A 26808-nucleotide genomic window follows, 5' to 3' on the forward strand; every position below is an offset into this window, starting at 1 on the left:
ACGTACTAGTTAACTTTTTGTTTGTTTTTATTTATTGGCTTATTTGTCTAACAATAATAATTCTCGGAGAACTCTTAAATATGAAAAAGCCCTTTAAACCATCTGCGTCTGCAAAATTATCTAAATTATCTCTTGTCATCAGCGCCGCTTTATTCTCATCGGCTTTAGCACTGACTAGTGCCCCTGCTCTCGCAAATTTACCCCCACAAGTAGATGGTCATGTCATGCCCAGTCTAGCTCCTATGCTTGAGCATGCCACTCCTGCCGTGGTCAGTATTTCTGTTGTTGGTACACATGAAGTATCACAACAAAATGTACCTGAAGCCTTCAAGTTTTTCTTTGGTAACAGAGGGCAAAATCAAGCACAGCAGCGACCTTTTCGAGGCCTAGGCTCAGGCGTCATTATTGATAGTGATGAAGGCTATATTGTTACCAACAATCACGTAATAGAAAATGCTGACAAAATCATGATCACTTTAAAAGATGGTCGTCAAATAGAAGCGAAAAAGCTTGGTAGTGATGCAAAAAGTGATATTGCCTTATTGCAAATTGAAGCCAAAAATTTACATAGCATTAAGCTCGCTGATTCTGATAATTTACGCGTCGGTGACTTCACCGTTGCTATTGGTAGCCCCTTTGGTTTAGGACAAACCGTTACCTCGGGTATTGTCAGCGCACTTGGTCGTAGTAACTTAAATATTGAACAATATGAAGATTTCATTCAAACCGATGCGGCAATAAACAGTGGTAACTCTGGTGGCGCGTTAGTGAACTTACGTGGTGAGTTAATAGGTATTAATACTGCCATTTTAGGTCCTGGTGGCGGCAATGTTGGTATTGGGTTTGCTATTCCAAGTAATATGATGCATAACCTTGTTAGCCAAATCATTGAGTTTGGTGAGGTACATCGCGGTATCCTTGGCGTATCAGGGCACAGTGTCAACAGTGAAATAGCCAAAGCAATGGAGCTAGAAACCAATCAAGGTGGTTTTATTGCTCAAGTAATGCCTGATTCAGCTGCTGATGAAGCAGGGATTAAAGCCGGCGATGTCATTGTCGCCATGAATGGTAAACCTATAAAAAGCTTCTTTGAGTTACGCGCGAAAATAGGCTCAATAGGTGCGAATAAAAAGGTAAACCTAACAGTCATAAGAGATGGTGATACTAAAACATTTACCGTTAAGTTAAAGCAAGACCAAAGCGCAGAGATTGCTGCAGCCAGTATCCATACTATGCTAAAAGGTGCGCAATTAACAAATGACAGTAAAAAACAAGCGGTAGTCATAGAAAACGTAGCGGAAGGTTCACCTGCTCACATGGCGGGTTTTAAGGCGGGTGATATCATTATTGGCGTTAACCGTAGCCGTATTAAAGATATAGCTCAGTTGCGTGATCAACTAAAAGACACCAGTGGTGTGCTAGCGATAAACATTATTAGAGGTAATATTTCGCAGTACATAATGATACGTTAAGCACGATTATCTAATGATTAGCTCCTGTTATTGGATTACAGGAGCTAATAACAAGCGCTTTTTTTATGTTACACTAAAAATATCGGTCGCATATAATATTAGATAGCCTTTGAAAATCATCTCTTCACTAAAATATATAATAACAGCAGTAAGTTACGGCGTCCTTATCGCGGTAATTTTATTACTTTTCATGCCAAATTTAGTACCTAACTTAAGCGATAGTAGCTTAGCAAAAAGTCTTTTTAAAGGCGGTCAAAGCCAAAAGGCGCCATTGTCTTTTGCTAAAGCCGTTAGCATTGCCAGCCCAGCCGTTGTAAATATTTATTCTGAACAAATAGAAGTCAACCCACAGTATGGCCGTAAACCTCGAAAAAGCACCCGTTTAGGCTCAGGGGTAATAATGAGTACCCATGGCTATATATTGACTAACTTACATGTTATTCGCCAAGCAGACCTTATACAGGTGTTATTACAAAATGGTCAGGTGTATCCTGCTGAACTCATTGGTTTTGATCATTATACCGATTTAGCGGTACTAAAAATAAATGCCAGTAACCTACCCGTTATTCCACAAAAAGAACAACAAGTATCTCTGGTTGGCGACATAGTACTTGCCATTGGTAATCCATTAAATTTAGGCCAAACAGTGACTCAAGGGATTATTAGCGCCACTGGACGTAATGGTTTAAGTAACACTAGTTATTTAGAATTTTTGCAAATGGATGCTGCGATTAATGAAGGTAATTCAGGCGGTGCACTGATTAACAGTAACGGTACTTTAGTGGGGATTAATTCAAGAAAATTTACTCAGTCAAATCCTCAGCTATCGATTCAAGGCATTTTCTTTGCCGTACCTTATCAATTAGCGTACAAGATTATGCGTCAAATCATTGAAAATGGTAAGGTTGTACGTGGTTGGTTAGGTGTTGCCACACAAAACTATCATAATGAATTTAAAGGTTTTGTTATTGAGGAGATTATGAATAATAGCCCCGCCCAAGCGGCTGGCTTACAGGTTGGTGATGTGGTGTATCAAATAGACAATCAAGCGATAAAAAATGTCACCGATGCTTTAGATATTATTGCAGAAACCCAACCCAATACAGAGCTAACCTTTAAGATTTACCGACGAGGTAACCCTATTGAAGCTAAAGTAAAAATTATAGAGTTACCAAGCTAATTAAAGTGAGTGGATTGCATTGTATTAAGTGAGTAAATTAGGCTAATAACAGCCGAAAAAAAGGCAGACCGTAGTAATACAGTCTGCCTTTTTTCATGATTATCTTGATAAGTACGGCTTATGAATCTAACTCAAGTAAGTATTTCACTAAATTTTGATAGTCTTGCTCAAAGTTATTAGCGTCTAATTTACTTGGATCAATTTTATATTTACCGTTAACAATGATGGTAGGTACGCCAGTTAATACACGTTTTTCAGCCATAGTATCTTGATATTTCTTGAGTGTTTTAGCTTGTGAGTTAACACTAAAGCTTTTCATTAATTTATCAAACTGTTCACCATCAGCACCATTTAGCACGAAGATATTTCTTAAGTCTTTTTCTGAGGTGATCACCGCGCGCTGTACTTGAATATAATTAAATATCGCACCAATTAATTTGTCAGCATCTCCTAATTGCTCAGCAACAATAGTCGCTTTAGTAATCATATTTTGTACTGTCGGGCTAGCTCCGCGTAAGAAATCAACATGGTTACGTTCAAACGATGCATCTTCAGGCAAAGTCTTTTTAAGATTATGCATGATAGGCTCAAACTTAAAACAGTGACCACAATATACTGAGAAGTATTCTCTCACTTCTTTTTTCTTCGTTACCGTTTCATTAACTTTAGTATACTGCTCGCCTTCTGTGTATTGTGCAGCTGAAACGCTTAACGATAAAGCCAACAGTGGCATTAGCAAAAGAGATTTTAGTATTCTATTCATTATTATTTCCTAAAGTAAAAACGTTATCCTGTGAAGAATAAGGTTAAAAGTTATTCAAACTCAATGGTGGTTGTTGCAATGCTGACATTTGCTCTTTCAGCATAAGTATTTGCTGTTCCCAATACTTTTCAGTATTAAACCAAGGAAAGTTTTGTGGGAAAGCGGGATCGAGCCAACGTTTACATAACCACGCCATATAATTAACAACACGCATGGTTCTTAGTGATTCTATCAAAAGAAGTTGTTCATTTTCAAACGTAAAGAACTCTTCATAACCCATTAATAGTGTATCAAGTTGTAACAACTGTTGCTGCCTGTCACCTGAGAGCATCATCCAAAGGTCTTGAATAGCAGGACCTGTTCGACAATCATCTAAATCGACAAAGTGGGGTCCTTCGTCACGCCATAAAATATTACCAGCATGACAATCACCATGTAACCGAATTTGCTGCGTGCGCTTAACGGCTAAATATTGTTTAGCTGCAACCTCAATCACCTGATCTAAAATTGTAAAAAAGGCTGTGCTTAATTGCTTAGGCACATAATTGGAAGCAAGAATAGTTTCACGTGCTTTAAACAATAATTCTTCACTATTAAAACTTGGTCGATGAACAAAGTCTTTTTGCGATGCAACCGCATGAATGCGACCAATAAAGCGTCCCATCCATTCTAGTTGATTGAGGTTATCCACCTCAAAAATACGGCCACCGCGACAAGGAAACACAGCAAAATGATAGCCTTGATATTCAAATAAGCTTTGCCCGTTCACTTTAAGTGGCGCAATAATAGGCAACTCATGCTTAGCTAACTCAAAAGAAAACTTATGTTCTTCTTTGATTTGTGCGAGCTCCCAGCGTTGTGGCCGGTAAAACTTAGTGACATACTTAACTAAGTTTTCATCATGAAACTGATAAACACGGTTTTCATAGCTATTAAGCGCTAATAAACCACTATCAACACCAAAGCCCGCACTTTCTATGCCATCGATAATTAAATCAGGTGACAAGGCACTAAAGTCAAATGATGCCATTAGCGTTTATTAAAGAATCGGCTTTCTTGCTCGATTCTTACATCATCTTTAGGGTCAACTTGCTCAATGACAAAGGTAATGTCATTCATGTAACTTTCTAGTTCATAAGGGTCAACCGAAATACTAATAGGCAGTGTAAAAACCTTAGCGGCTCCCACAACAACTTCTTGCTCACCATGCCATGTGGTATTGTCGATCCCCTTAACAGAGAGCTTATAAGTATTGTCTGTTTGCGACATATTAAGAATTTTTAAGGTATAAACATTTTCAATATCACCGTTAAAGTTTTCTTTTGCCAACTCAGTACGATCACGCATGATATCTAAAGATAGCGGCACTCTATTAACAATTTCAAGCACTAACATACTACTCATAATAACGAGCAATATTGCGTACCCAATAAGTTTAGAGCGTACTAGGTGAACTTTTTTGCCTTCGAGTTCATGCTCAGTAGTATAACGAATAAGGCCTTGTTCATAATTCATCTTACTCATCACCCCTGAACAAGCATCAACACAAGCACCACAGTTAATACATTCATATTGCAAACCGTTACGGATATCGATACCGGTTGGGCAAACTTCAACACATAAATTACAGTCTATACAATCCCCTAGCCCCATGGCTTTGTGATCTTGTTTACGACCACGAGGACCACGACTTTCACCACGCTTAGCATCATATGAAACCGTTAAGGTGTCTTTATCAAACATAGCAGACTGAAAGCGCGCATAAGGACACATATGCAAACAGACAGTTTCACGCATAAAACCCGCATTACCGTAAGTCGCAAAGGTAAAAAAGGCTAAAATACCTGCCATCATTACCGTGGTATTTAACGTGAAAACATTAATAAATAATTCTTGCATCGGCGAAAAATAACCCGCAAAAGTCATTGCGGTTAATAGGGAGAATAATAGCCAAGCACTATGCTTTAAGGTTTTTCGTGTGAGTTTATTAACATTCCTTTTTTGCGCGTCGAGCTTCCTGCGCTGATTAGCCGTACCTTCAATTTTTTCTTCAAACCAAATGAAAATAAAGGTCCACACCGTTTGCGGGCAGGTGTAACCACACCAAACACGACCAAGGAATGTGGTAACAAAAAACAGTACGAAGGCGCCAAAAATAAAAATCCAAGCGAGTAAGGTTAAGTCTTGTGGCCAAAGTGTTAAGTTAAAGATAGTAAATCGCTGTTCACTAATATCAAACAAGACCGCTTGATGACCATTAAACTGAAGCCATGGAACAATTAAAAAAAGACCAAAGAAAACAAGGTTTATACGTTGCCTTAATTTTTGGAAAAAACCAGTGATATTACGTACATATATTGTATCACCTGGTTTGTAACGTGCTTTGCCCGTTTTTTTATTAGTGGCTACGTTAACGTTTTTAACTGGAATATGCTGCTCTACTACTGCCTTCTTAGTTTCAGGTGTAGAAGATGATTGGTCGTTTGCTCTCACGATAAATCCTTGGTATGGGGAAATAACTACTAACAGACTACTCGTTAGCATCATAAAGAGAAGTGATTTTATTAATTACAGCCTATAATAACTGATACCTTTAAGCTGGCTAATTACTATATACTATTCTCTTAGCGAATATTATATAGCATTTTATGAAAAAATTATTGATCTTAATCGTTGCCGTAGCGCTCTACTTACATTTTTATCCAAATGAAACACTCACTAACTTCTACCATAAGCAGAAACAGTTTTTAGTTAATGAGTTTGGTAAATTTAGTGATACTAAGCTGCGTTTAAAAGCTAATAAAATCTATCTAGATTTAGAAAATGATTTAGCGAACTTTTCAGAAAAAGAAATAAAGCACTTAAAAGAGATAACCGCCTCAAGAGATAATGTTAAAGCTTTTCATTTAACGTTCTGTAAAACCGCGCAAAGAGATATTGATTTTCATATAAATAATCAAAAGAAAGTATGCGCGACGATAAACCGCCATGTAAAAATGCTTTAAACCTTACTGCGAATAGTCGCTGTTAAATAGTGACTTAACACTCACGCATAAACGACTTAAGCAATATAAGTAACATTAGCCTAGATACGATTCACTAGACAGCCTCACCAATAACTTAGCAAAATTTTCACTCACTTGTTTTTGTTCAACATGCTGTTGTGCTTTTATTTGCCATACCCCATTAACCATCACATCAAAAACAGGGTTTTGCTGACTCGCAAAGATCATACTATCGAGTAGCTGTGCATTATTACTCGCAAATAATTGTGTTTGTTCACTATCAAGTACTAATAAATCGGCTTGTTTACCAACGGCTAAAAAACCGGTATTGCTATTAGTACTGATAGCGCCACCTTTTGCGGCTTGTTGCCATAAGTTTTCTCCTACTGAGGCTAATTTTATGGATGATAAAATAGCACGCTGCTGCCTAATAAGGCGTTGAGCGTATTCAAGCCAGCGTAATTCTTCAATAGGATTAACTGAAATATGGCTGTCAGAACCTATGGCAATAGTGCCTTGTTCAGCGAGAAATTCTGCCGTAGGAAAGATACCATCACCTAAATTGGCTTCGGTTGTTGGGCAAATACCAACAGTGGCTTGAGTCGCGATAATAGCTTTTCTTTCGTCCTCATTGATATGAGTGGCATGGATTAAGCACCAATGTTTATCAAGCTCGATATTGTCAAGTAACCATTGCACTGGACGCTTACCGTAATGCTTTATGCAATCATCCACTTCTTGTTGTTGCTCACTAATATGGATATGAATAGGCGCGTTTTTATCTAAATTACGCAGGTGACTGATAGCACTTATCAAGGCTTTTTTATTAACAGCACGTAACGAATGTGGGGCAATACCAATATTAGTATTAGGGTATTGCTGACTTAAGTCAAAACAATCACTGACTAGTTGATTAAATTGTTCTGTAGAATTAATAAAACGTTTTTGACCCGTACTAGGGGGTTGTTCACCAAAACCACTATGCTGATAAAGCACCGGCAATAACGTTAAGCCGATACCTGACTCTTTTGCTGCCATAAAAATGGCTTTTGCCATGGTAGCTAAAGAAGGTTCACCATGACTGTCACGATAAGTACTGCCGTCAACATCATGGTGTAAATAATGAAACTCTGCCACACGGGTATAGCCCATTTTGAGCATTTCAATATAAAGCTGCTTGGCAATATTTTTAGCATCTAGGTCTGTTAACTGCGCTAAAAATTGATACATAATTTTTCGCCAAGTCCAGAAACTGTCTTGGCCGTCGCTGCCCTGCTCACTAAAACCAGCAAAAGCACGTTGAAAAGCATGTGAGTGACAATTAACCATACCGGGTATTACCACACCGCGCGCAATTTCAGCGCCTGCTGTCATGCCAGTATCAATCGCGGTGATTATGCCTTGCTCAATAGTAATAGTTTTTTTACTTGCCCAACCATCACTTAATAAAATATTTTCTGCATAGAGTTTCATCTTGTGCTACTTATTTTTGTTAATTGCGTTTGTTTTACTTCTCTCGCTGCTCATTTTATTTATCTTGAGCAAAGTCAGCTAAGCATTGTACAAATAATTGTAGTTTCTCTTTTACTTTCGCAGCTTTTTTTTCATTATATTGCGCGCTGGCTTCGTTCATATAAGTACGCTGTGATAACTCTAATTGAATAGCGTGTATATTTTCTGCTGGGTTACCATAACAACGGGTGATATAACCGCCCTTAAAGCGGCCGTTAATAACACTAGAGTATGGCGCTAAATCAAGCTTTGCTATGTGTTCAATCAACTCTGCGCTACAGCTTTGACCATCAGCACTACCAAAGTTAAAGTCTGGTAACTGTCCTGTAAAAAAACGCGGTACGTGTGACAAAATGGAATGAGCGTCTAATAACACTACTTTGCCATACTGTGTTTTCATATTCGTTAACGTGTTTGTCAATGCTTGATGATAGGGTTGCCAGTAATGCGTTATTCGTCGTTGAATTTCTGCTTGGTTAGGCTCTTTACCAGCCAAATATAACGGCGATAAATTAAATGCGGTCATTGGACAAAGTTCTGTACTATTTGCACCTGGGTATAGGTTGATGCCATCAATATTACGGTTTAAGTCGATAACATAGCGACTATAGTTAGGCTTAATTATTGAGATACCAAGGTCTTGAGCAAAGTCATACAGTTTATCGATAAACCAATCGGTGTCAGGCACTTGGTTCGCAGTAGCCGTCATGGCACACGCTATATCATCAGGAATTAATTGTCCGTTATGGGGCATACTAATCAATACACCAATATTACCTGTGATTAAGTCATAACTGTTATTCATAAAGCCCTCGCTAAGTGAACCATTTTACTTGTATATACAAATTATGGTGAATGAATTTATCATGCGTTAGTTACGCTGAGCAAGGATCTATGGCATTCTTTTTTATTGTGACGTATTGAGTTGTTTTTTTGATAAGCTGTAACACGAGCCACCTATTATTGGTAAAATCTATCGTAACAATAGGTTTTACCGGTTTTACTTAACATAACTAAGCTATCATAATAGCTCTAAGCTAACGAGGTAAGCCAGTAGCTACTGGCATAACCAATACAATTAAGCTGTTAACCTATTAACTATTAATTAAAGGATTTAATCATGTTTACTGATATTACCGGTCAAAAAGTTCCTGCTGTTTCTTTTCCAATTATGAGCGATGACAATTGGAGTACTCGTAACTATGACGATATTTTTGCTAATAAAACCGTTGTCGTTTTTTCATTACCTGGCGCTTTTACACCGACGTGTTCTTCTTCTCACTTACCACGTTATAATGAGCTAGCGCCTAAGTTTTTTGCTAACGGTGTTGATGAAATAGTGTGTGTTTCGGTTAACGATACCTTTGTTATGAATGCTTGGGCAAAAGATCAAAATGCTAGTAACATTAGTTTTATTCCAGACGGTAATGGTGACTTTACTCAAGGTATGGGCTTATTAGTTGATAAAGCTGAAATTGGTTTTGGTAAGCGTAGCTGGCGTTATGCTATGTTAGTTAAAGATGGTGTTGTTGAAAAAATGTTCATTGAACCTGATTTACCAGGCGACCCGTTTGAAGTATCTGATGCTGATACTATGCTTAACTTCATTAACCCTGAAGCAGCTCAAAGTACTGAAGTTGCTATTTTTACCAAGCATGGCTGCTCACACTGTACTAAGGCTAAAGCGTTATTAGCTGAAAAAGGCTTACAGTATGAAGAGTTAGTATTAGGTGAAGACACTACTATTGCCGCAATGCGCGCCATTTCAAACGCAGATACTACACCACAAATATTTATTGATGGTAAGCATATTGGCGGTAATGATGAGTTAGTAAAGTACTTTAGTTAAGCTATTATCTTGTGCGTAGTAGCAATACAGGCTAACTAAATTGCTGTACTACACAGTAATAAAAACACAATAAAACACAATAATGAGATACTGTCGTTATTGTGTTTTTTTGTTTATACCGGAATAATACCAATTTGATCAACTTGGTATATATAATGGATAACCAACCCTACAACTCTCTTCATGGTCTAACGCTCAAAACGATAGTCACTGAACTAGAAGCACATTTTGGTTTTGAAACCTTAGGTAAAACCATTAACATTAAGTGCTTTACTGATAATCCAAGTATTCAATCGACCTTAAAATTTTTACGTAAAACTCCTTGGGCAAGAGAGAAGGTAGAGCAGCTTTACATTAAACATAAAACTAAAATCCATCGTTAAGCGCTTATCACCTCATGTAGTGAAAACCTTCTATTGTCACTAAGTCCGTACTAAGCTCAATGGTATTGGATATTGAAAATTTATCGTTTAAAAATAAAACACTGGTATTGCACTGAAATATATTTATGATGAATGCACGACTCATTATAAATTAAACACTTATGCCCTTAACTACGTCTTTAGCTACACCTTCAATGACGCCCTTAGCGACCCACTATATTTTAACTTGGCAATGCCCTGACAACAGTGGCGTATTAGCTAAAGTATCACAAAGCCTGTTTTTGCATGGTGCTTTTATTACCGAAACGTCTCAATATAGTGATCCTTATACTGAAACCTTTTTTTCACGTGTCGCTTTTGATGATCGTAATTTAACTGTTTCTAGTCATGAATTTGTTGCCGCTTTAGAGGCACTGGCCAAACCGCTTGCCATGAAATATCAACTGCGTAAACGTGACGATGTACCTAATATTCTTATTGCGGTATCAAAAGACGATCACTGCTTAGTGTCGTTACTGACTAAATGGCGTTCAGGGGCTTTACCAGTAAATATTGTTGGCGTAATGTCTAATCATGATGATTGTCAGGCGTTAACTCAATGGCATAATGTACCGTTTTATCATCTACCGATCACCGCTGAAACTAAGCAAAGCCAAGAAGAAAAAATTATCGCCTTGATGAGACAACTTAATGTCGATTTACTCGTGTTAGCGCGTTATATGCAAATACTTTCTAATGAGCTATGCCAGCAACTTCAAGGTAAAGCGATTAATATTCATCATTCTTTTTTACCGAGCTTTAAAGGCGCTAGACCTTACCATCAAGCCCATGCACGTGGCGTTAAAGTTATTGGTGCCACTGCTCATTATGTTACTGCTGATCTTGACGAGGGGCCTATTATCGCTCAAGAAGTCAAACAGATAAATCATACCTTTACCATAGAGCAAATGGTACATATGGGTCATGATTTAGAAGCCACCGCGTTAAGCCACGCCGTTAAAATACATGCCGAACAACGTGTTTGCCTCAATGGGGCTAAAACCGTCATTTTAGCTTAACTAACCTAGTATTTTCATCATTCAGCTCATTAACCAAAGCACTTCAAGAGATAAGTAACTCACCTCTTGAAGTGTATTGTATATACCGCCGTCAACTCCTCTTGCCGTCAGCACTTACGCTGAATTAAGCTAAAATTAGCTTAATAGCTTGTTTTATGATTAAAATCAGTTAACACCTATTTTAATAGAAGCACACATTATGATTGCTATAGAAAAAATTCATCACGTTGCCTATCGCTGTAAAGACGCCAAAGAAACCACTGATTGGTATAAAGACAAACTCAACATGAATTTAGTGCTCGCTATAGCTGAAAATGAAGTGCCATCAACTAAAGCCCCTGATCCTTATATGCATATTTTTCTCGATGCGGGTAATGAGAATGTCTTAGCCTTTTTTGAGCTACCTAACTCACCAACCATGGACAGAGATCAAAACACCCCTACTTGGGTACAACATATCGCCTTAAGAGTAGCCAATTATGACGCGTTAGTATCCGCAAAAGAATTACTTGAGAGTAAAGGAGTCGACATTCTAGGGCCTGTTAATCATGGTATATTCAAATCGATCTATTTCTTTGATCCTAACGGCCATCGTTTAGAGTTAGCTGCTGATATAGGAACACCAGAGCAATATAAAGAACTCAACAGAGTTGCTTACGAGATGATCGAAGAATGGTCAATCACTAAACGTGCTCCTCGACACGCCGCTTGGTTACACGAACTGGATTAGTTAACTAGTAATAACCAATGGTTAATACCTAAAGAGAGTTTTCCACGTGATAAAATAAGTTGACCGTTTTAATGAAAAGCCAATAGCGTTTGCTAGTAGCTTTTTTGTGCTTTTCGTTTGCGGTTTCATTACTACAAAAACAATAGACGTCTAGACGCTTAAATGGTTATAATCTAAATAAATAGCCGTTCAGGCAAGCACAATAAATTCAACAGGGAGTTGAAAGATCTATTATGTTCGAAATAAAACACTTAAAAACGCTAACAACTCTTGCAACAACAGGAAATATTCGTAAAGCGGCTGAAGAATTATTTAGTAGCCAATCGGCTTTATCTCATCAAATAAAAGATTTAGAACTACGTTTAAATACGCCGTTATTTATTCGCAATACCTCACCAGTTGAATTTACCGACTCTGGCAAGGTATTACTCAATTTAGCTGAAGAGATATTACCTAAAATTAAACTAGCAAATAACGCGTTAAAATCACCACAATTAACCACTAGCACCTTAAAAATAGCCATTGCATGTCATGCCTGTTTTCAGTGGCTATTGCCGGTAACAAGCCATTTTTCTCAGCAAAATAGTAAAGTAGAACTGGAATTTATTGATGAGTCGTTTGACATAAATAAAACAAAAAAACACGGTGAAGATAAAGCAGATATTTTGTTTACCGACGAAAAATTAATCGAAGAAGATATAATTTATCAAGAAATTGGCCAATTTGAAGTAATGGCGATTATCTCTAATCAGGAAAGCTCTAATCAAGCGTTAGCTGATGAAGCAGCAGCTGCCGCTTATTTACTACCCGAGCACTTTAGCCAATTAACCTTACTAACTTACCCTTTGCCGCCTGAGCAGTTAGATATTTTCAAGCTCTTTTTAACGCCAGCAAAGTGCAAACCTCATAAAGTAAAACAAGTCACGAGTAGCCATGTCATGCTACAAATGGTTTCAGCCAATATGGGCGTAGCTACCTTACCCGATTGGTTAGTATCAAGTGCTACGCAACAATCACTTTTTCATTGTATGCGCTTGGGCGAAACGGGTATTCATAAAAAGCTTTATGCCCGTTATAACAAAAAGAGCAAACAGTTAGCGATGATAGAAAAACTCTTACCTGAAGCCATTAGAGAATTTGCTAATTTATATACGAGACAATAAACGAATAGAAGGGTAATGGAAGAAATTAATCACCTTGTGATTTAACATTGCCATGCCCAAAGGCATAAAAAATCGCCATTGACCGGTTTGCTGAGGATCCCATAAACAATTACTTGCTTGAGGCTTTAGCCCTTTGGGCCAAACTTTGTGCTGTGTTTTAATCTTGGCGGTTGTATGTAGTACTTCTCTGCCTATCTCTAAAATTTTGTCCAATGTTGCTCATACTTTTCAATAGTCTCTGGTTGCCACAACACCACTTGATTACGCCCCGACTCTTTGGCTTGATATAGTGCTTCATCTACTTTAAGTAAAAGGCTTTTTATTTGGACATTATTGCTTTCCTCAACACTGGGAATAATGGAATAGCAACCAACACTGATAGTCACAACGCCAAACTCGGCATTATGTTGATGAGGTATATCAAGTGCTTGAATACACTGACATAGTTTATCGCCTAGTATACGTGCTTCTTCGGCTTCAACTTCAGGTAAGATAACCGCAAACTCTTCACCGCCATATCTAGCCGCTAAATCGGTTGCTCGGCTAAATAAGGTCTTAAAAGCTTGAGCTACTTTTTGTAAACAGTCATCCCCTTCGATATGACCATAATTGTCATTATATTTTTTAAAATGATCAATATCGCATAAAAGTACAGAGAGAGGACTTTGCTTTCTTTTTGCTCGGTTCAACTCTAATATCATCCGCTCATTAAACAGATGACGATTAGCTAATTGTGTTAAACTATCGGTCGTTGCTAGCATCGTTAAGTCTTTATTTGCTTGCTCTAATTGATGCGTTCTATCAACAACTTTCTCTTCTAAATTACTATAAAGTATTGAGTTTTCTATCGATATAGCCGCTTGTAATGAAAGAAGATGGATAAGCTCAATACGTTCAGATGTAAACACACCCGATAAAAGCTTATTTTCTAAATAAATGATGCCGGTCAATTTTCCTTGCAGTAGTATCGGTGCGCAAAAAACTGATTGAACATTCTCAGTCATAAAGTATTGATCATTGGCGAATTGATGATCAATATTGGCATTAGCTAAATTGACACTTTGATGAGTACGCTGCACAAAATAAAGTAGTGACGATGGCACGTTAACTGAATTTTCAACAACATACTGATTATCAAATGATTTAGTGACGATATCGTCTTGTACAACACGACTTTCAAAAGCACGAGTAAATGTTTTACCTTCTACGGTGAGTAATATAAAACGCTGTGCACCAGAATTTTCAATAATGAACGTCGAGAACGTTTTAATTAACTCTTCAAAAACGACTTCACCTGCAATCAATTGAGAAGACTTGATGATAGTTTGCAGATCTAATTGAGATGAGGAATTTCTCCCCGATGGTGATGTTTTTCTAACAGAGTTATGCCCACTGCCTGATGAGTTATCAACATGATGATTATAAGATAAGAGCTTAGGAAATTGCTTACTATAACTGTTGAGTAATTGCATCGCTTTGCCGTGTGCGCCCCACTTAGTATAAAGGTAATGGGCTTGAATAAGGTCATAAGAGGCAAAACGTTGCTGTTTTTGAGCAATATGAAAACGGGAAACCAGCTCATAAGCAAGCGCTTCTTCATGAATAAAAGCATTTTTATTTGCCCATTCAATGGCTAAGTTATAATAATTCATTGCCTTAGCTGGCTTACCTAGCACGCGCATATATTCAGCTTCAACAAGATACCAATGATGTAAATGATTCATCGGGGCAAATTTAGCCCATTTTTTTAATTTTCTTTGATTTAAGCGTACTCGTAATAACTGCTTATATTTATCTAGCGTACCGCTATTATTAGCTAATAAGCTCAGTGACTCATAAAAATAAAATAATAACTATTATTTTTATAGGTTAATATCCTTCTTTTAGTGGTAAGAAAATGATGCTAGCCACTTGCTCAATCGACAGCTCTATCATATTGGCTAGATCAATAAGGCTAAATTGATGGCCAAGGCAGGAGGCATACTGAATAACTTTTTGCGTATTTTTAGGAAGCTGCTCTATTTTATCGACCATGAGTTCAACAACGTTATTGGTAATATTGAGCATCTCGATTTCTGCCAACTGCCAGCACCACTGATTACTTTTTAAATCGAACTCTAGTAACTTTTTATTTTCGAGCACAGATAAGAACTGTACTAAGAAAAAAGCATTACCCTGGGTTTTTTTATAAATGATATCCGCAAGTGGCCTAAGATGCGCTGGCTGTTGTAAGGCATCGTTTATTAAGTTGAACGAATCACTTTCACTTAAATTATTCAGATAAATGATGTCCGATGGAATAGCTGAATTATCGATAACATCTAACGCGAGCGAAAAAGGATGGTTATTCTCAACTTCTTCACGACGATAAGCACAGATAAGCACAGATAAACAGGATATATTCATGACTATTATCCGTCATAAGGTATTTCAATAAATCTATTGATGCCGCATCAGCCCACTGCCAATCATCAATAAAAATAACGAGTGGATGCTCAGGTGAGGCTATCGCATTAATAAACTGTTTGATTATATAGTTAAAACGGTTAGCTGCTTGAGTACCCGATAATATCGCCTCATCGGTCTGTTTCCCTATAATTAACTCTATAGCAGGTATCGCATCAATGAGTACTTGACCATTATGACCAATAGCTTCTTTTATCACCGTTTTCCAGCGAATTAACGATACTTCATCTTCTTTTAAAATATAGTCTGCTAATGAAGCAAACATTAAATTCCAACCGTAAAAGGGAATATCGCATTGATTTTGATCAAACTTACCTGAAATGAATAAGCCTTTATTACGGGTAAGTGGTTGGTGAATTTCCTGAGCTAAAACGCTTTTACCTGTCCCTGAAGAGCCCGATAATAAGATTATTTCTGAGCTACCTAAACTCACTCTTTCAAAAGCATTTAGTAAGCTTTCTACTTCTTTTTCACGACCATACAGTTTTTGTTTTATCTGTAGTTTTGCTGATTTATCTTGCTGACCTAAGACGACCTTATGATTAATAGCGTGTATATTTTCTAAACAAAAAAGTAAATCATACGCTAAACCATTAGCTGTTTGATAGCGTTCATCGGCCATTTTAGCAAGTAATCGCATAATAATTTTCGATAACAGCAAAGGGATATTGTGATTAATCTCGTGTGGTGGTGTCGGCGATATAGCAATATGGGCATGAATTAACTCTAGTCCTTCACAACCGTCAAATGGACGTTGACCTGTGAATAATTCATACAGTGTTACACCTAAAGAGTAAAGATCACCACGATAGTCGAGTATTTTATTTATGCGCCCCGTTTGTTCCGGCGACATATAAGCTAACTTTCCTTCGAGTTCATTATGATTTTGAAAACTATGTTGCTCAAAGCTAAGCTGAGAGGAAATACCAAAATCAATAATTTTTACTTGGTTAGTATTACTATTATAAATAATATTATCAGGGCTAATATCTTTATGAACAACATGGTTTAAGTGAATGTTATTGAGTGCATCTGTAACCTGTATAGCAACTTTTAATAACGCTTCTATATCAATATTACTTATTGGGTTATCTGGCTTTAAAAATATATTTTTGAGAGTATCGCCTTCAATATTTTCAAACACCATCAGCGTATTATTTCCTTCAAATAATTCTGATACTTGAATAACGCCCTCAACGTTGGTGAGAGCCTTTAATATTTCATATTCATGCTTGATTTTTAATACATCAGCACTAGAAGGAAAGTTATTATTTAATGTTTTAATAATAACTGTTTTATTATCTGCTATTAATTTAGCGCGATAGATAATTGTTGATTGGTTTTGAAATAAAGTATCTAATATTTCAAAATCATCACCTAGTATCATCTGCTAACGTCCTCATGTTGCAAAACAATGTTGAGGTGTTGAGCAAAATTATCATTAACCGTAGGTAAACTCAGTGACGGAAATTGCGAGATACATAACTCGCCGTCAGGAGAAAAATTAATGACTAACACGGGACGATTCACTAGGGCTGCACCCAGGCTATCTTTGGGATTAATGTTAACGCCACTTTGATGTCGAATAGACTGACAATTAAGTAAAAAGTCTTTAGTCTCTATAAACGAAAAGTTATTCCAGTTAGTCACAATAAACGACAACGGGTCATCCGCTGTTCCTACCAAAGCATTACGGATAGCCTCTTCAGTTAGTGCAAAGACACTGGTGTCTAACTCGTTTTCTTTAAAATCAACAACCGTGCAGTTAATATCATAAGCAATATCTTCTAGCAGTTTTTCTCCATCAACCGTTACCGGTACAAAAGCGATATAATTACCACTGTATTGTTGTCTCATGCCTGGAGAAAGAATATCTGACACCATTTTAAAACTAATATTGTGCTTAGCATCAACCGCTTTTTCTTGCACATTAATAGCGTATATCGCTTTAGTAATGGCTGCGCAGATAATGCTATTTTTTGACAGACTTGGGTATTTATCACGGCAATCTCTAATAAGCGCGTCTACATTGAAGTATTGAATTAACGGTGCTCGTGGTGTTGATCTATAGTCAGCAAGTGCATTATCTAAGGAACTGATGGGAATAACATGCTGACCAAGATCATAATTCGGACTGTCGATAATTTTTCTCATGATTAGCCTGCGGATTGCCTTTAAAACATTCATCAATAATCTGATCAGCCGGCAAAGTACGTAAGGCTTTAGCCATTAAGATAATATCATTAGCTGTTGACGTGTCTTTTGAGCACAATGCATTGTAATGATTAATAATATGATTAAAAATAACTTGTGCGCTACGGGCATCAACATAAGTGTGGTCACAAGATTGCGCGACAATAAATTCATCACTACACTCATGTTTAATAAGAGTAAATAGCATTGGTTCGTTGTTAGACTTACCCAATGTAGTAAAAATATTTTGACATAGCTGCGTGAATGCTTGTTCTAAATCAGCTGTTATCATTGCTGGTACAGCGTATGTTCTTTCGCTGGCTTTATCCTATGTATAATTATCTTGGCTCATAAAGTTTACTTGATACTTAAACTTGATGACTACATGGCAAATAGCTTTAACACTTTGAGCAAAGTATGCTTCATCGATACTACCGCGAAAGCGATAACCATTGGTGAAAATAATATTAGCTCTTTGCATTACCCCCTCTAACCCCAGCTTACCAACGTTATCTATTACATTCATATCCATAGTCCGTTTTTTTTATTACCTAGCTTATTATAATATTTTCACTTTAACACGCGATAAAATAATTAAAGTTGGCATCAAAGGCAATAAAGTTGTTTATTGCTATAAAACTTTCAATCTGAGCATGCATAGATATATTAGTACGACTAATACCATTGTGCATACAAAAATGACAACTTAAAAAGGCATGGACGATATTAGAACAACTAAAGTTTTTGTAGGGAGCCGTTAACAATGATAAGTATTGTTAACGGCTGCAATTAAGGGAAAGGTTGAGGTAGCGCATTTTAGTTAGCGCCAGCGGGTGATGATTTAATCTAGTGAATGTAGTTACTTAGACTAACAATGTAGCTTTATCACTTTAGCTAAGCGATCAACTGCCTCACTAAGCTCTTCAACACTAGCATTAGTAAAGTTCAAACGCAGCGCTGGGATAACGGTAGCGCGGTCTTGATAAAATACTGAGCTTGGTACTACCGCAACGCCGTGCTCTAAAGCAGATTGTGCGAGGGCATCAACATCACAATCAGGTAATGATAACCAGATAAACATGCCGCCATCAACGCTATTAGCATAACAATTTGATGGTAGTTTCAACGCAATTTGCTGGCTCAATGCTTGATACCGGCTATAATATAACGCCCTTAATTTTACTAGGTGCTCGTCAAAGTCAGGGTGTTGTAATAAGTCTAACAATACCGCCTGCATAGGTACACTTGAATGTAAATCTGCCGCTTGTTTTACCGTATTTAATGCCGTTATCCAATCGGCTTTCCCCGTTACCAAACCAAGTCTTATACCTGGCGTCGCTATTTTAGAATATGAGCGTAATACCAGTGAGTTATCAGGACAAAAGCTAGATACTAACGGTAAAAAGTCACCTTTATATCTTAGCTCTCGATACGGCACATCTTCAATAAAGCCAACTTTATATTGTTGACACAGTTGCGCAACTTTTTGACGTACCGCTAAAGACCAGCATACCCCTGTTGGATTATGAAAATCAGGTACCGCATAAAACAACTTAATATCTTTAGTAGCGAAACATGTTTCTAACTCATCTAAATTAGGGCCGTCAGGATCTTGTGACACACTCTCTATGTTAGCTTGAGCTAAACCAAAGACTTGAATAGCGCCTAAATAGCTAGGTGCTTCCATGACAACGCTGTCGCCCGGGTTAATAAAGGCGCGAGCGATCAAATCTAAGCCCTGTTGGGAGCCCGTACAAACAATGCTGCTATGTGACGCAGGTAATTGATAAAGCGACCTAAAATAGTTCAGTAATGGTGTATACCCAGCAGTATTACCATATTGAAATAATTGCGTTTTATTTGATAAATCGCTTAACGACTTAGCCATTAGAGCTAAAGGAAAGGTTGTATCATCGGGTAAACCGCCAGCTAACGATATAACACCGGGCGCGCTGGCAGCACTTAAAATCTCACGTATATAAGAGGGTTGTATTTCTTGTAACGATGTAGCTAATTTCATGGTTTGTGCGCTCTATTGCTTAATTACGTATTAAGCTCTTTTATTAGTTAACAGAGTACGACAGCTTTTCGTGATTTTCTTGTCCGCATATGCTGTAATACATGTCCATTTATGCTCTTTAGGTGTAACAATGCCCACTAGCCAACAAGTATCACGTATTAACGACGTTCTGTATTTTATTCATCAAGATATTAGCAAAGAGTTGCTAGCAAAAGAGCTCGCTAGCATTGCCGCCTATTCAGAGCAACATTTCCATCGTCTTTTTAAAGCTGTGGTCGGTGAAGCCGTGCATCACTATATTCGACGTATCCGTATAGAGTTTGCTGCTAATCAATTAATGTTTGATACTAAATCATCAGTACTGGCTATCGCCACCAAGTCAGGCTTTTCATCGGTGTCTTCATTTAGTCGGGCTTTTAAAGCTATTTTTACTATGTCTCCAGGGCAATGGCGCAGTAGTGAGCGACAACAACAAGATAAGCCTTTTTTAGCTGATCCAGAGATTGCCGCCTGCTATGAGCGACTAACTAAAGGCGATATTCCTAAATATCAACTAGTAGAGCGACCAAAGCAACACGTCGCTTATGTCAGGCATCAAGGCTATGATCGTTCTATCACTGATGCTTGGCAAACCTTAAAAGCGTGGGCGACTATAGAAGGTCGTGATTTTTCAAGGCAGTTTGGCGTGCATCACTCTAATCCCGCCTTAGTCGCCTTAAAGGAGTGTCGTTATGTTGCTTGTTTAGCGATTGATTATCCTATTTTACGGCGAGGTTTAGTGAACAGTATGACTATCCCTGCTGGCTTACACGCTGTATTTACCTTGCAAGGGAGATATGGTGAGTTACTGCCACAATTGAGCAATATATTGGAGCACTGGCTACCGACTTCAGGTTATAAAATGTTATCAACGCCAGTGTATGTGTATTACCGTAAGAATCAATTTTTAACGACAGATGAAAGCTTTGATCTCGATATCTGTCTACCTATTTCACTCTATAATTGATGGTAATCAATGTTGGTGAAATAACGAGCCATTCGCGATTAAAACACGACGAAGAGACAGCTTAAAGCTTAGCATTTTAAATAGTGAAGCTTCATTAGCCCATGGCTCTTTAGTATTAACAGCATTACCCTTTACATTGTTATTTAGCCATTAATCTTCTTCTAATACATGCGGCCCTGCATAGTTATCAAAGCGTGAGTACTTACCTTGGAAAGTTAATGGTACTCGACCAATAGGCCCGTTACGTTGTTTACCAATAATTATTTCTGCCATACCTTTAAATTCACTATCATCGTGGTAAACCTCATCACGATAAATAAACATGATTAAATCAGCATCTTGCTCTATTGAACCTGATTCACGTAAATCTGAGTTAATAGGACGTTTATCACTACGTTGCTCCAAGCCACGGTTTAGCTGAGATAGCGCAACAACTGGCACTTGTAATTCTTTGGCTAAGGCTTTAAGAGAACGTGATATTTCGGCTATTTCTAAGGTACGGTTATCAGAAAATTGTGGCGCGCGCATAAGCTGCAAGTAGTCAATCATAATCATACTGATACCACCATGGTCACGATGTATTCTTCGCGCTCTTGAGCGAACTTCTGTTGGTGTTAACCCGGCAGCGTCATCAATAAACATTTTACCTTTTTCCATCAACAAGCCCATGGTTGACGACAAGCGTGCCCAATCTTCATCTTCTAATTGACCGGTACGAATTTTAGTTTGATCAATACGCCCTAAAGAAGCCAGCATACGCATCATAATTTGATCGGCGGGCATCTCTAAACTAAAAATAAGCGCGGGATGCTCTTGTGTCATCGCGGCGTGCTCAGCCAAGTTCATCGCAAAAGTGGTTTTACCCATCGAAGGACGCGCGGCCACGATGATCAAATCAGACTTTTGTAAACCCGCGGTCATTTTATCTAAATCAGCATAGCCACTGGGCACACCGGTAACACCGCCTGATGGTGTTGAACAAAGCTTTTCAATTCTATCAACGGTTTTTTCTAACACTGAATTAAGACTTTCTGGGCCTTCATTTTTACTGGCACGCTTTTCAGCAATGGCAAATACTTTCGTTTCAGCAAAGTCGAGTAAATCGGCACTGCTACGACCTTGAGTATCATAACCAGCTTCAGCAATTTCATTGGCAACGCTGATCATTTCACGGGTTACTGCACGTTCACGAACAATGTCGGCATAAGCAGTGATGTTAGCTGCACTAGGCGTGTTTTTCATCATCTCGGCGAGATAAACAAAACCGCCGGCATCATCAAGCTTTTGATCGTTTTCTAGCGCTTCAGACAGGGTGATTAAATCAACAGGCTCACCTAATTCAATTAAGCCACCTATGGTTTCAAAAATAAGGCGATGTGAACGGCTATAAAAATCGGCAGCAACTGTTTTTTCAGCAACACGATCCCAGGTTTCATTATCAAGTAATAAGCCACCAAGTACCGATTGTTCAGCTTCTAAGGAGTGCGGCGGTACTTTTAATTCATCAATTTGTTTATCTCTAATAAATTGCTGTTCTTTTGCAAATTTACGAGGCTTTCTGTCGGCCATTACCTTAAACCCTACTCTGCTACATCACCATACTCGCACTTGTTACAACGCTTACATTAATTAACGAGTAATTAACGTAAAAACAATGCCGGCGAGTATCTAAAAAGGAGTGCTAATATAGCAGAAATTACCTCTTGAGAGTATAGAATATTCGTCAAAAGAAAATGATGGTTGAGCTTCAGAGCATAGCCATTGAAAACACACAACAGATAGTTATAGGCACAAAAAAAGCGCCATAGGCGCTTTTTTTACGTTTACCACTAAAATAAGAAAAGCTTATTTCTTACTCATTGCAGCAAAACGCTTGTTGAATTTATCAACACGACCACCAGTCTCAGCAGCTTTTTGCTTGCCAGTGTAGAATGGGTGACATGAAGAACAAACGTCTAAATGAAGGTCTTTACCTACAGTAGAGCGTGTTGTAATAACATTACCACAAGAACAAGTGGCTTTAAATTCAACGTAATTAGGATGTATATCTTTTTTCATGGGGACCTCGATCTCTATTAAAGAGAAAATGGGCGCATCGCCACTTAGCCATTTATTTAGTGTTTATCTTTATAAGCGTTTATTTTATTAAGACGCCACCAAGACAATCAAAATGCCAAGCACCATACGTAGTTAAAAATTAATGGTGGCAGATAATAAAGGATAGCCTAGGTAACTGCAACATAAATAAGCCTAAAGCTCTTAAAAAGATACCGCCTGACACGATAAAAAAGAAAGTTAGCAGGAAAACGACATTGTTACTTGGCAGTACAAGCTACGTTAGGCAAAATAGTGTTTACAATTACCCACAAACTTGCTGATTAAAAGTGCCTGAACAATACATTCAAGTTGCCATTCCTGTCCCTATGAGACAGTTATTTACTTATCAAGTGCCTGAACCACTTAGTCACCCAAGCATTAAGGTGGGTGAGCGCGTCGCTGTACCTTTTGGCTCACGCAAGGTTATTGGTATTGTTATTGATGCACAAGCGCCCTGTAATTTTGAGCGCAGTAAAATAAAAAGTATTGCTGGTCGTCTTAACGATAACTTTAACTTAAGTCAGTCACTGGTGAGTTTTTTACAATTATGCGCGCATTATTATCATCACCCTGTGGGGGATGTCTTTCAACAAGCCCTGCCTATTTTATTGAGAAAAATAGAAAACATTACCTTAAGCCCTCCCATGGTATGGCAAGCACAAAGTCCAACTGAAGATAGTGCTGATATGTTAGCTAAACTCGCCACAAAAGCGGCTAAGCAATATGCGCTTTATCAAATCATTAACAGCCGTAATGGCATCAGTTGGGTGGAGCTGCGTACATTAGGTTATAGCAAAGCACAATTAAACGCTTTGCACAGTAAGGCTCTCATTAGTGAAGAAGAACAAATTGTTAGTCAATTTACTTGGCAAGAGCACACGCTCAATGAAGCAGACAAATTAGTGCTTTCAAGTGAACAAGCCATTATTGTTAGTGCTATTAATAACGCTCTATCGAGTTTTTCTTGTCATTTAATTGATGGCGTTACCGGCAGTGGTAAAACTGAAGTCTATTTACAAGCCATGGAAGAGGTACTAGCCAATAACAAACAAGTGTTAGTGATAGTACCTGAAATTGGTTTAACACCACAAACGCTAAGTCGCTTTGAGCAACGTTTTAATGTCCCTATTGCGCTACATCATTCAGGATTAAACGATAAAGAACGCCTTGCTACTTGGTTAAGCGCACAACAAGGCAGTGCTGCTATTGTTATTGGTACGCGATCAGCTATTTTTACACCGCTGCATCACCTAGGTTTAATTATTATTGATGAAGAGCACGACTCCTCTTTAAAGCAGCAAGACAGTTTTCGTTATCATGGTCGGGATATGGCGATACTTCGCGCACGCCAGCTTAATATTCCTATAGTTTTAGGTAGTGCTACCCCAAGCTTTGAGTCACTACAAAATGCCTTATCAGGAAAATATAGTTACCATCAACTACACAATAGAGCCGGTAAAAGTATTAAAGCCAAAATAGCACTGATTGATATGAACCAACAGCAAGTTGAGTTTGGCTTATCTGGTACGCTAAAACATGAAATAAAACAAACATTAGCTCGTGGAGAACAAGTTTTGCTGTTTTTAAACAGACGAGGCTACGCACCTGCTATTAACTGCCAAGAGTGCCATTGGCTTGCCCAGTGCCAACGTTGTGATAAATCCTATACTTTGCACCAAAAACAACAGTTACTTATTTGCCACCACTGTGGCAGCCAAAGGCGTATTCCCCCGCAATGTCCTCATTGTGGCAGCGTTCGTATAGCGCCGCTTGGCCAAGGTACTGAACAATTAGAGTCTCGTTTAGAAGATCTTTTTCCTGAAAGTTCTATTGTAAGAATAGATAGAGATAGCACCCGTAAAAAAGGTGAATTGGCAAAATTACTACAAGAAGTAACCGATAAAAAGCATCAACTGTTGGTCGGTACACAAATGCTCGCCAAAGGTCACCATTTTCCCGATGTGACCCTAGTGGCAGTACTTGACGTTGATGGCGCGTTATTTAGTTTTGATTTTCGTGCCAGTGAGCAAATGGCGCAGTTACTTATTCAGGTAGCCGGACGCGCGGGTCGTGCTAGTAAACCAGGGAGAGTATTAGTACAAAGTAATTATGTTGATCACCCGCTATTACAAGATTTAGTACACAATGGCTACCACCACTTTGCACACCAAGCCCTAAGTGAACGTAAGCAAGCACGACTGCCCCCTTTTACCTTTCAAGCCTTATTACGAGCTGATGCTAACTACCCTTCTTACCCAGAAAAATTTTTACGCGCGTTAACCCAACACCCCATAGAAAACTGTGAATTTGCCGGACCAGTACCCGCAGCAATGGAGAAAAAAGCCGGTAAGTTCAGGTATCATTTGATCATTCAAGCAAAGTCACGCAAAGCCTTACACCACGGTATTTTGCAATTACTGGCGCAGATACCTAACAACGAATGGCAAGGTAAAATACGTTGGAGTTTAGATATCGATCCTATTGATTTGAACTGGTAACTTAACCACCTAACAATACAATGTGAATCTGGTAGTAGCACAATAGCTTTATCGCCCTCAATAATAAAAAAGTGCCAGCTACTTTGTGGTTTTGTTGGTGTTTTTTCATATTAGCTCGGTTACACTAGCTGAAATTTTTCTGTTAAAGACTCTCCTTCGTTCATGGCTAATCAAGATTACGTTTCCCGAACTCCCGCCAAAAAGAAAAAAACTCATCATAATGGGAAAAAACCAGCTAAAACCGCTAATAAAAGCTCATCTAAATCGACATTAATTAGCCTACTGCTAATTGTGCTTCTAACAGCATTCATTTACGCCTTATGGTCACTAAAAACAGACCCAAGCACTAAAACGCCGTTAGTTGAACCAATCAAATCCGTTAAAGAGAAAAGTGTCAGCAAAAAAACCAATGAGCTACCTAAGCCTCCTAAAGAAAAGTGGACTTACGTGAAGGACTTAGAAACTAAAGAAGTTGAAGTAGGTAAGTATAAGGTCGAAGAGAAAGGTCCTTATAAAATGCAATGTGGCTCCTTTAGAACACAAGAGCAAGCTGAAACATTAAAAGCTCGTATCGCTTTTTCTGGTCTAGAAGCGCAAATTTCAACGGTTACTGGCAAAAATGGTACTTGGAATAAAGTATTTTTAGGCCCCTACCCGCGTAAACGTCTCGCCGAAAAAGATAGACATATGCTGAAAAGAAATAACATTAACTACTGTCAAATATGGTTGTGGCAATAACGATAGCCGATAAAGAGATAGCAATTTTCTAAGAAAAATAGCCATAATATTTTTGCCACTCCTTGAAAAATGCGTAAAGATCCCAATTACATTACCATCAAAGAATTCAGTTTAAATGAGGTTAATGTGACTACGATTGTTTCAGTAAGACGTAATGGCAAAGTGGCTATTGGTGGTGATGGTCAAGTATCACTTGGCAATACCGTAATGAAGGGTAATGCCCGTAAAGTTCGCCGTTTATATAATGGCAAAGTACTGGCTGGTTTTGCTGGCGGTACAGCGGATGCTTTTACATTATTTGAGCGTTTTGAAAGTAAACTTGAGCAACACCAAGGGCATTTAACTAAAGCAGCGGTTGAGCTTGCCAAAGATTGGCGCAGTGATAGAGCTTTACGAAAGCTTGAAGCTTTACTGGCTGTCGCCGATGAAACCGCCTCGTTAATTATTACTGGCAACGGTGATGTTATTCAACCAGAGCATGATCTTATTGCTATCGGCAGCGGTGGTAATTTTGCGCAATCTGCCGCTACAGCCCTACTAGAAAATACCGAATTAAGTGCCAAAGAAATAGTAGAGAAGTCATTAACTATTGCCGGTAACATTTGCGTATTTACCAACTTAGAACAGACTATCGACGAACTATAGCCTTTAGCAAAACCTAATGAATATGATGCC

Annotated in this window: 27 protein-coding genes; 12 read left to right on the top strand and 15 right to left on the bottom strand. The window is 38.2% G+C overall.

What is annotated here, in order from left to right; all coding sequences use genetic code 11:
- Positions 1-80 precede the first annotated feature (80 nt).
- Positions 81-1472 (top strand): Do family serine endopeptidase, encoded by a 1392-nt coding sequence (locus FCS21_RS01335; RefSeq protein WP_138620184.1) that lies wholly within the window; start codon positions 81-83, stop codon positions 1470-1472.
- Between the two features lie 190 nt (positions 1473-1662).
- On the top strand, positions 1663-2652 hold the full coding sequence (locus tag FCS21_RS01340) for a trypsin-like peptidase domain-containing protein (RefSeq protein ID WP_246046939.1): 990 nt from the start codon (positions 1663-1665) through the stop codon (positions 2650-2652).
- 118 nt (positions 2653-2770) lie between these two features.
- Here FCS21_RS01340 and FCS21_RS01345 read toward each other — a convergent pair whose 3' ends face one another.
- Genes FCS21_RS01345 through ccoG form a run of 3 tightly spaced genes read right to left on the bottom strand, consistent with a single transcriptional unit; the run spans position 2771 to position 5908 of the window.
- A complete protein-coding gene (locus FCS21_RS01345) occupies positions 2771-3415 on the bottom strand; it encodes a thiol:disulfide interchange protein DsbA/DsbL (RefSeq protein ID WP_138620186.1) in 645 nt (214 codons plus the stop codon).
- Positions 3416-3458: 43 nt separating this feature from the next.
- Positions 3459-4445, bottom strand: a complete 987-nt coding sequence (locus tag FCS21_RS01350) for a serine/threonine protein kinase (protein WP_138620187.1) — start codon at positions 4443-4445, stop codon at positions 3459-3461.
- Entirely contained in the window at positions 4445-5908 is a 1464-nt protein-coding gene (gene ccoG, locus FCS21_RS01355; RefSeq protein WP_138620188.1) for a cytochrome c oxidase accessory protein CcoG, read from the bottom strand. The genes FCS21_RS01350 and ccoG overlap by 1 nt, the downstream gene beginning before the upstream one ends.
- A 155-nt stretch (positions 5909-6063) precedes the next feature.
- On the opposite strand from ccoG, the gene FCS21_RS01360 reads away from it, so the two are divergent.
- On the top strand, positions 6064-6420 hold the full coding sequence (locus tag FCS21_RS01360) for a hypothetical protein (RefSeq protein WP_171035609.1): 357 nt from the start codon (positions 6064-6066) through the stop codon (positions 6418-6420).
- Positions 6421-6495: 75 nt separating this feature from the next.
- Here FCS21_RS01360 and FCS21_RS01365 read toward each other — a convergent pair whose 3' ends face one another.
- Both FCS21_RS01365 and hutG read right to left on the bottom strand, forming a co-directional pair.
- A complete protein-coding gene (locus FCS21_RS01365) occupies positions 6496-7893 on the bottom strand; it encodes a formimidoylglutamate deiminase (RefSeq protein WP_138620189.1) in 1398 nt (465 codons plus the stop codon).
- A gap of 55 nt (positions 7894-7948) precedes the next feature.
- The gene (gene hutG, locus FCS21_RS01370) at positions 7949-8737 is read right to left on the bottom strand and encodes an N-formylglutamate deformylase (RefSeq protein WP_138620190.1); all 789 of its coding nucleotides are present in this window, start codon (positions 8735-8737) and stop codon (positions 7949-7951) included.
- Positions 8738-9052: 315 nt separating this feature from the next.
- Between hutG and FCS21_RS01375 the strand changes: the two genes are divergently transcribed.
- The 5 genes from FCS21_RS01375 to FCS21_RS01395 all read left to right on the top strand — a co-directional run bounded on the left by FCS21_RS01375 (position 9053) and on the right by FCS21_RS01395 (position 13115).
- Complete coding sequence (locus tag FCS21_RS01375) at positions 9053-9781, top strand: glutathione peroxidase (RefSeq protein WP_138620191.1); 729 nt, start codon at positions 9053-9055, stop codon at positions 9779-9781.
- Positions 9782-9936: 155 nt separating this feature from the next.
- Positions 9937-10164, top strand: a complete 228-nt coding sequence (locus FCS21_RS01380; RefSeq protein ID WP_138620192.1) for a VF530 family protein — start codon at positions 9937-9939, stop codon at positions 10162-10164.
- Positions 10165-10325: 161 nt separating this feature from the next.
- The gene (gene purU, locus FCS21_RS01385; RefSeq protein ID WP_246046940.1) at positions 10326-11222 is read left to right on the top strand and encodes a formyltetrahydrofolate deformylase; all 897 of its coding nucleotides are present in this window, start codon (positions 10326-10328) and stop codon (positions 11220-11222) included.
- A gap of 199 nt (positions 11223-11421) precedes the next feature.
- On the top strand, positions 11422-11952 hold the full coding sequence (locus FCS21_RS01390; RefSeq protein ID WP_138620193.1) for a VOC family protein: 531 nt from the start codon (positions 11422-11424) through the stop codon (positions 11950-11952).
- A gap of 233 nt (positions 11953-12185) precedes the next feature.
- Positions 12186-13115 carry a LysR family transcriptional regulator gene (locus FCS21_RS01395; RefSeq protein WP_138620194.1) on the top strand — a complete coding sequence of 310 codons (930 nt, stop codon included), beginning with the start codon at positions 12186-12188 and terminating at the stop codon, positions 13113-13115.
- On the opposite strand, the gene FCS21_RS01400 is transcribed toward FCS21_RS01395, so the two are convergent.
- From FCS21_RS01400 to FCS21_RS01435, 8 genes are all read right to left on the bottom strand, one after another.
- Complete coding sequence (locus FCS21_RS01400) at positions 13098-13328, bottom strand: hypothetical protein (protein WP_138620195.1); 231 nt, start codon at positions 13326-13328, stop codon at positions 13098-13100. The genes FCS21_RS01395 and FCS21_RS01400 overlap by 18 nt on opposite strands.
- On the bottom strand, positions 13313-14839 hold the full coding sequence (locus FCS21_RS01405; protein WP_138620196.1) for a sensor domain-containing diguanylate cyclase: 1527 nt from the start codon (positions 14837-14839) through the stop codon (positions 13313-13315). Before FCS21_RS01405 ends, FCS21_RS01400 begins: the two co-directional genes overlap by 16 nt.
- 145 nt (positions 14840-14984) lie before the next feature.
- A complete protein-coding gene (locus FCS21_RS01410) occupies positions 14985-15521 on the bottom strand; it encodes an ATP-binding protein (RefSeq protein ID WP_138620197.1) in 537 nt (178 codons plus the stop codon).
- The gene (locus tag FCS21_RS01415; RefSeq protein WP_138620198.1) at positions 15475-16968 is read right to left on the bottom strand and encodes a serine/threonine-protein kinase; all 1494 of its coding nucleotides are present in this window, start codon (positions 16966-16968) and stop codon (positions 15475-15477) included. The genes FCS21_RS01410 and FCS21_RS01415 overlap by 47 nt, the downstream gene beginning before the upstream one ends.
- A complete protein-coding gene (locus FCS21_RS01420) occupies positions 16965-17735 on the bottom strand; it encodes a hypothetical protein (protein ID WP_138620199.1) in 771 nt (256 codons plus the stop codon). The genes FCS21_RS01415 and FCS21_RS01420 overlap by 4 nt, the downstream gene beginning before the upstream one ends.
- Complete coding sequence (locus FCS21_RS01425) at positions 17704-18066, bottom strand: hypothetical protein (RefSeq protein WP_138620200.1); 363 nt, start codon at positions 18064-18066, stop codon at positions 17704-17706. The genes FCS21_RS01420 and FCS21_RS01425 overlap by 32 nt, the downstream gene beginning before the upstream one ends.
- Positions 18067-18102: 36 nt before the next feature.
- Positions 18103-18300: a hypothetical protein gene (locus FCS21_RS01430; RefSeq protein ID WP_138620201.1), complete on the bottom strand. Its 198-nt coding sequence runs from the start codon at positions 18298-18300 to the stop codon at positions 18103-18105.
- Positions 18301-18642: 342 nt separating this feature from the next.
- Positions 18643-19794: an aminotransferase-like domain-containing protein gene (locus FCS21_RS01435; RefSeq protein WP_138620202.1), complete on the bottom strand. Its 1152-nt coding sequence runs from the start codon at positions 19792-19794 to the stop codon at positions 18643-18645.
- A 130-nt stretch (positions 19795-19924) separates the two neighbouring features.
- Here FCS21_RS01435 and FCS21_RS01440 point away from each other — a divergent pair, with 130 nt between their 5' ends.
- Positions 19925-20800, top strand: a complete 876-nt coding sequence (locus FCS21_RS01440; RefSeq protein WP_138620203.1) for an AraC family transcriptional regulator — start codon at positions 19925-19927, stop codon at positions 20798-20800.
- Between the two features lie 150 nt (positions 20801-20950).
- Here the strand turns inward: FCS21_RS01440 and dnaB are convergent, their stop codons facing one another.
- Positions 20951-22369, bottom strand: coding sequence for a replicative DNA helicase (dnaB, locus tag FCS21_RS01445; RefSeq protein WP_138620204.1), 1419 nt, complete (start codon positions 22367-22369; stop codon positions 20951-20953).
- Between the two features lie 276 nt (positions 22370-22645).
- Positions 22646-22858, bottom strand: a complete 213-nt coding sequence (gene rpmE / locus FCS21_RS01450; protein ID WP_138620205.1) for a 50S ribosomal protein L31 — start codon at positions 22856-22858, stop codon at positions 22646-22648.
- A 326-nt stretch (positions 22859-23184) separates the two neighbouring features.
- Between rpmE and priA the strand changes: the two genes are divergently transcribed.
- The 3 genes from priA (at position 23185) to hslV (ending at position 26778) form a co-directional block, all read left to right on the top strand.
- The gene (priA, locus tag FCS21_RS01455; RefSeq protein WP_138620206.1) at positions 23185-25395 is read left to right on the top strand and encodes a primosomal protein N'; all 2211 of its coding nucleotides are present in this window, start codon (positions 23185-23187) and stop codon (positions 25393-25395) included.
- A gap of 162 nt (positions 25396-25557) precedes the next feature.
- The gene (locus FCS21_RS01460; RefSeq protein WP_138620207.1) at positions 25558-26133 is read left to right on the top strand and encodes an SPOR domain-containing protein; all 576 of its coding nucleotides are present in this window, start codon (positions 25558-25560) and stop codon (positions 26131-26133) included.
- 126 nt (positions 26134-26259) lie between these two features.
- Positions 26260-26778, top strand: a complete 519-nt coding sequence (gene hslV, locus FCS21_RS01465; protein WP_138620208.1) for an ATP-dependent protease subunit HslV — start codon at positions 26260-26262, stop codon at positions 26776-26778.
- The last annotated feature ends 30 nt before the right edge of the window (positions 26779-26808 follow it).

Source organism: Colwellia ponticola, assembly GCF_005885605.1.
Classification (GTDB): Bacteria; Pseudomonadota; Gammaproteobacteria; order Enterobacterales; family Alteromonadaceae; genus Colwellia; species Colwellia ponticola.

Coding starts and splice junctions, on each gene's coding strand:
- FCS21_RS01410 (WP_138620197.1), bottom strand. CDS start 15,521: ATGAATATATCCTGTTTATCTGTGCTTATCTGTGCTTATCGTCGTGAA.
- FCS21_RS01390 (WP_138620193.1), top strand. CDS start 11,422: ATGATTGCTATAGAAAAAATTCATCACGTTGCCTATCGCTGTAAAGAC.
- FCS21_RS01430 (WP_138620201.1), bottom strand. CDS start 18,300: ATGAATGTAATAGATAACGTTGGTAAGCTGGGGTTAGAGGGGGTAATG.
- FCS21_RS01365 (WP_138620189.1), bottom strand. CDS start 7,893: ATGAAACTCTATGCAGAAAATATTTTATTAAGTGATGGTTGGGCAAGT.
- FCS21_RS01420 (WP_138620199.1), bottom strand. CDS start 17,735: ATGAGAAAAATTATCGACAGTCCGAATTATGATCTTGGTCAGCATGTT.
- FCS21_RS01440 (WP_138620203.1), top strand. CDS start 19,925: ATGCCCACTAGCCAACAAGTATCACGTATTAACGACGTTCTGTATTTT.
- FCS21_RS01335 (WP_138620184.1), top strand. CDS start 81: ATGAAAAAGCCCTTTAAACCATCTGCGTCTGCAAAATTATCTAAATTA.
- purU (WP_246046940.1), top strand. CDS start 10,326: ATGCCCTTAACTACGTCTTTAGCTACACCTTCAATGACGCCCTTAGCG.
- FCS21_RS01460 (WP_138620207.1), top strand. CDS start 25,558: ATGGCTAATCAAGATTACGTTTCCCGAACTCCCGCCAAAAAGAAAAAA.
- FCS21_RS01340 (WP_246046939.1), top strand. CDS start 1,663: ATGCCAAATTTAGTACCTAACTTAAGCGATAGTAGCTTAGCAAAAAGT.
- FCS21_RS01395 (WP_138620194.1), top strand. CDS start 12,186: ATGTTCGAAATAAAACACTTAAAAACGCTAACAACTCTTGCAACAACA.
- FCS21_RS01435 (WP_138620202.1), bottom strand. CDS start 19,794: ATGAAATTAGCTACATCGTTACAAGAAATACAACCCTCTTATATACGT.
- FCS21_RS01350 (WP_138620187.1), bottom strand. CDS start 4,445: ATGGCATCATTTGACTTTAGTGCCTTGTCACCTGATTTAATTATCGAT.
- rpmE (WP_138620205.1), bottom strand. CDS start 22,858: ATGAAAAAAGATATACATCCTAATTACGTTGAATTTAAAGCCACTTGT.
- FCS21_RS01415 (WP_138620198.1), bottom strand. CDS start 16,968: ATGATACTAGGTGATGATTTTGAAATATTAGATACTTTATTTCAAAAC.
- hutG (WP_138620190.1), bottom strand. CDS start 8,737: ATGAATAACAGTTATGACTTAATCACAGGTAATATTGGTGTATTGATT.
- FCS21_RS01360 (WP_171035609.1), top strand. CDS start 6,064: ATGAAAAAATTATTGATCTTAATCGTTGCCGTAGCGCTCTACTTACAT.
- FCS21_RS01405 (WP_138620196.1), bottom strand. CDS start 14,839: ATGAATCATTTACATCATTGGTATCTTGTTGAAGCTGAATATATGCGC.
- FCS21_RS01345 (WP_138620186.1), bottom strand. CDS start 3,415: ATGAATAGAATACTAAAATCTCTTTTGCTAATGCCACTGTTGGCTTTA.
- FCS21_RS01425 (WP_138620200.1), bottom strand. CDS start 18,066: ATGATAACAGCTGATTTAGAACAAGCATTCACGCAGCTATGTCAAAAT.
- FCS21_RS01375 (WP_138620191.1), top strand. CDS start 9,053: ATGTTTACTGATATTACCGGTCAAAAAGTTCCTGCTGTTTCTTTTCCA.
- FCS21_RS01380 (WP_138620192.1), top strand. CDS start 9,937: ATGGATAACCAACCCTACAACTCTCTTCATGGTCTAACGCTCAAAACG.
- dnaB (WP_138620204.1), bottom strand. CDS start 22,369: ATGGCCGACAGAAAGCCTCGTAAATTTGCAAAAGAACAGCAATTTATT.